Here is a 3,620-nt window from a genome sequence, read left to right on the forward strand (position 1 = left end):
CTGAGAGTCGGCCGGGAGCGAGTTAAGCCCGGGCGCCTCACAGCCGCGCGCGGGCCTCACGGCTCAGACGACGACGGCGCTCATGTCGGCGCCCGCGGGCTGGTTACAAGGGTCGGCCGCGCGTTCACGGGCCTCTCGGACGTGCCCTCCGCGCGAGCAGAGGCCCGTCACGTGCTTGCAGCCAGGTGCGCGCCATCGAATGGTTTGTTCGGCGCTCTCGGGATCGCCTCGGTGGTTTCAGGGCGGTGAGCGCGTCGAATTCGGGCATCTCGCGTAGGCGCATGCCGTGCCAGCGGTGCCCCAGAATCCGGCGCCACGCCAGGTAGTGGGAGTGCGTCGAGCTTCACCAGTCCTGCCGGGGTGACTTCGGTATGTCGCAGGTCCAGCGCGTACAGGTTTGGTGGCCGGCTGGCGGCCAGCGCGGCGAGGTCGTCGTCGGTGACCGGCTCGCCGCGTAGGTCGAGCGCAAGGAAGCGGTGCAGGAGCGGTTCGTGCAGGCGACCCGCAGGGTTGCGGAGGCGGGCGTAGATGGACCGGTGCGGCCGCGAACAGACCGGGCGCCTGGGCGAGCAACGTGGTCGTGTCGATGTCGATCCATTCGACGAAGCCGCGACGGAACGCCACGTCACGTGCCCCGAGCGCGCGCACCGGTGCGGCCCATTCGGGGTGGTCGCCGACCAAGCCGAGACTGCGCCACGACTCGGGCCGCCGCAGACCGCTGTCCTCCAGGATCCGGCGATGCCACTGCCGCAGCGCGACCTGCTCGCCGACCAGCGCGGCGCGTGGACCACCGGCCAGCTCCGCCCACCGCAGCCGAGCGCCGGTGTCGTCGGGTGCTCAACTCGGCCAGGACGGCGTCGGCCCCAGGCGAATCCGCCGGCGGCGGGCCAGGTGAGGCCAGCACTCGAGCCAAGGCGCGCAGCGCATCCAATGTCCGGTCGACGTCGCGTAGCGCGGCGGCGGCCGACACGTCGGGCGAGAACTGGTGCGTCGCCCGGAACCGGGGTCAGCGCCTCGTCAAAAGCCGTCGTGTTATCGGCGATCCGCTCGTGGACGAGGATCGCGTCGATTTCCGTGCCGGGCACCGCCGCCTGCACCCGCCGAAGATGGGCGGCCGCCCGCGCCGCGGCCTAACGCCGGCCAGCGGCGCAACCCAGATCGAACGCCGCCCGCGACGTTTGTTCCTACGCCGAGGACCTCGTCGAGCTCCTCGCCCTCGTCGAAACCCCACAACAGCCACGTCCCACCCTTGAGCGCGTACGGATGGTCCGGCGTGCCACTGGCCCGACCGCTGTGCAGACGCCGCCGGGCCCGCGCCACGATCCCGTCAGGGTCACCAGTCATCGGCCGCCATCCAACCCATTGTTGATCCGAACGACACGCGCCGCTCGACCCCGTTTGGTCGGCCGGAGGTTCAGTTTCGCGGGGTGGTTGCGATCCACAGGTATCGCCACGGCGGCCCGGTGCCGGCGATCGGCTCCAGGACGTAGACGCCGTCGACGTCGGCGTCGAGGAGCTCGCTGCCGTACTCGGTCCACAGCCACGTCTGGTCCAGCTGGACAGGCGGATTGCCGTCGTCGTCGAGACGGACCCACGCCTCCCGGCCGTTCACCGGACCGTCAACTGTAGGCGTGCTCGCGGGCAGTCCCTCCGCTTGCGTACGTTCTTCGTATTATTCGTCGATGGTCGTCCGGACGAATCCCGATGCGCTTGTGAAGGCCCTCCGCTCGTACGGCGAGGACGCGGTCGCCGATCGTGTCGGCGAGCTAGCGGGTGCCGAGCTTGAGGAGATTGGCACGCACGCGGCCGAGCTCGCCCTGCTGAGCGATCCGTCCGGATCGAACCGCAGGATGTCGCTGGCTAAGGCATTGGCCCTTGCCGCAGTGGCAGCCATCGAAGGCACACAACGTCCACTTACCCTCAGCCGCCGCAGGCCCGGCAGCGTTCGGCGACCGAAACCCAGCATCGGGGCACCACTCACGACGACAGACGAGCGACCTCGAGACGTCTTCCAGGCCGCCTGCGTCCAGGTCGCCGAACGGTTCGCTCCCGCCGGCTATACCTATAGCCGCAGCGGACCCCACATGACTCGCAAAACTGCGGCCAACCGCTACGAGATCGCCTTCCTCTCCAGCCAATACAACAAGCCGGGCATCCACGCGGCCATGAACATCTTCGCCACCGTCACCTCGACGACGGTGCGGCGGTGGCACACGAAACGCGGCATAGAACACGACGGTGCAATCGCCGGAGGCAACCTCGGCAATCTCCGGAACCCTCCGCGCTGGCTGGAGTGGAACCTCGCCGACCCCGTCGGCCGCCCAACCCAAATCGACCAGGCCTGCGCAACCATCGAGGAGCTCGCACACCCGCTCTTCGACCTCTTCGACGACCATGACGAAGTGGCCCGGCGGATAGCTGCCGGGTCCGTGCCACAGTTCCACGGCACCGTGAACATCATTGCCTGGTGCGTAGCCAACGGATACGAGGAAACGGCGATCATGTACGGACGCCGACTTATCGACAAACATCCCGACGCGGGATCCTATAGGGAGCGCATCGCGCTGTTCGAGAACACGTCTGGGCTGTTCCCAAGATCCGGGATCGCAGACGACCTAGCCTACGCCGCTACCGTTTACCGCATCCGCTTCGACTAACCTCAGCCCTTCGTAGGCACTGGCCCTGACCGATGCGCTGACCAGCGTATTCAACCGGCTCGCCGCGCTGCCTATCGGCTGGGTCGCGCACGTGATCGAGCAGGCCAACCCCGACGCGTTGCACACCGTCTGCCCCGCGTCGGTCGGGCTCACACCCCACGCTCCCGCCAACAACTGGATCTTCGATATGCCGGCGACGACGGGTCGATGAAATCATCAGCACTCCCTTTCGAACAGGTGCCGGACGCCGTTGATGACGACGCGTGCATCGATCGACGCTCGCGGCCGCACCGCCGTCACGTGCGGTCTCAACGAAAGCGTGCAAAGCACCGACCTTTTAGGCCACGAGGGCTATTCAGAACGCATCCCAGGGTTTTGATAGGTCTCCGGTCTGGTGACGGTGCGTAGTAGCTCAGGGAGGCCGCGAGGCGTCCGCGCCAGCCAGTGTCAAGGGCTCCGCCACCCGGCACCGTGTGCTGTCACCGCAGCATGTCTGCCGAGGGCGCGCCCGGGCGTCGTCTCGACTGGACGCGGGTGGGCAGTACCAGACTCGTCTGCTCTGGGCTATGTAGCGCAAGCATTGGACCCTATGTAGGATAAGCGGTTGTGACCCCTCCGATACGAATCACAACCCCGCTGGTGCGGATCCTCGAGGTGTTCCTCGAGGATCCGACGGTCGAGCGCTACGGGCTCGACGTTATGCGCGCCACGGGATATCCAAGTGGCACGGTTTACCCGATCCTGACGAGGCTGCTCGGCGCGCAATGGCTGCGTGCTCATTGGGAGGACATCAATCCAGCGACGGCCGGCCGGCCTGCCCGGCGGTGGTTCCAGCTCACCCCGCACGGAGTGGAGTGCGCCCGCGCGGAGCTCGCTGCCTATCGTCAGCGGCGTGCGCCCCGACGCGGTGCGGTGAAGCCGAGGCCGTCATGGGAGTCGTGAGCCGCGTCGTCAACGTCTGCC

Annotated in this window: 3 protein-coding genes; 2 read left to right on the forward strand and 1 reads right to left on the reverse strand. The window is 67.8% G+C overall.

All coding sequences use genetic code 11. The features are described from left to right. Window positions 1–1,414 precede the first annotated feature (1,414 nt). Window positions 1,415–1,612, reverse strand: a complete 198-nt coding sequence (locus Asi02nite_RS40965; RefSeq protein WP_203719439.1) for a hypothetical protein — start codon at window positions 1,610–1,612, stop codon at window positions 1,415–1,417. 70 nt (window positions 1,613–1,682) lie between these two features. On the opposite strand from Asi02nite_RS40965, the gene Asi02nite_RS40970 reads away from it, so the two are divergent. Both Asi02nite_RS40970 and Asi02nite_RS40975 read left to right on the forward strand, forming a co-directional pair. Further along, window positions 1,683–2,657 (forward strand): hypothetical protein, encoded by a 975-nt coding sequence (locus Asi02nite_RS40970; protein WP_203719440.1) that lies wholly within the window; start codon window positions 1,683–1,685, stop codon window positions 2,655–2,657. Window positions 2,658–3,296: 639 nt separating this feature from the next. Further along, the gene (locus tag Asi02nite_RS40975; RefSeq protein WP_239127726.1) at window positions 3,297–3,599 is read left to right on the forward strand and encodes a PadR family transcriptional regulator; all 303 of its coding nucleotides are present in this window, start codon (window positions 3,297–3,299) and stop codon (window positions 3,597–3,599) included. The last annotated feature ends 21 nt before the right edge of the window (window positions 3,600–3,620 follow it).

It is taken from the genome of Asanoa siamensis (assembly GCF_016862555.1).
In the GTDB taxonomy this organism is placed as follows: domain Bacteria; phylum Actinomycetota; class Actinomycetes; order Mycobacteriales; family Micromonosporaceae; genus Asanoa; species Asanoa siamensis.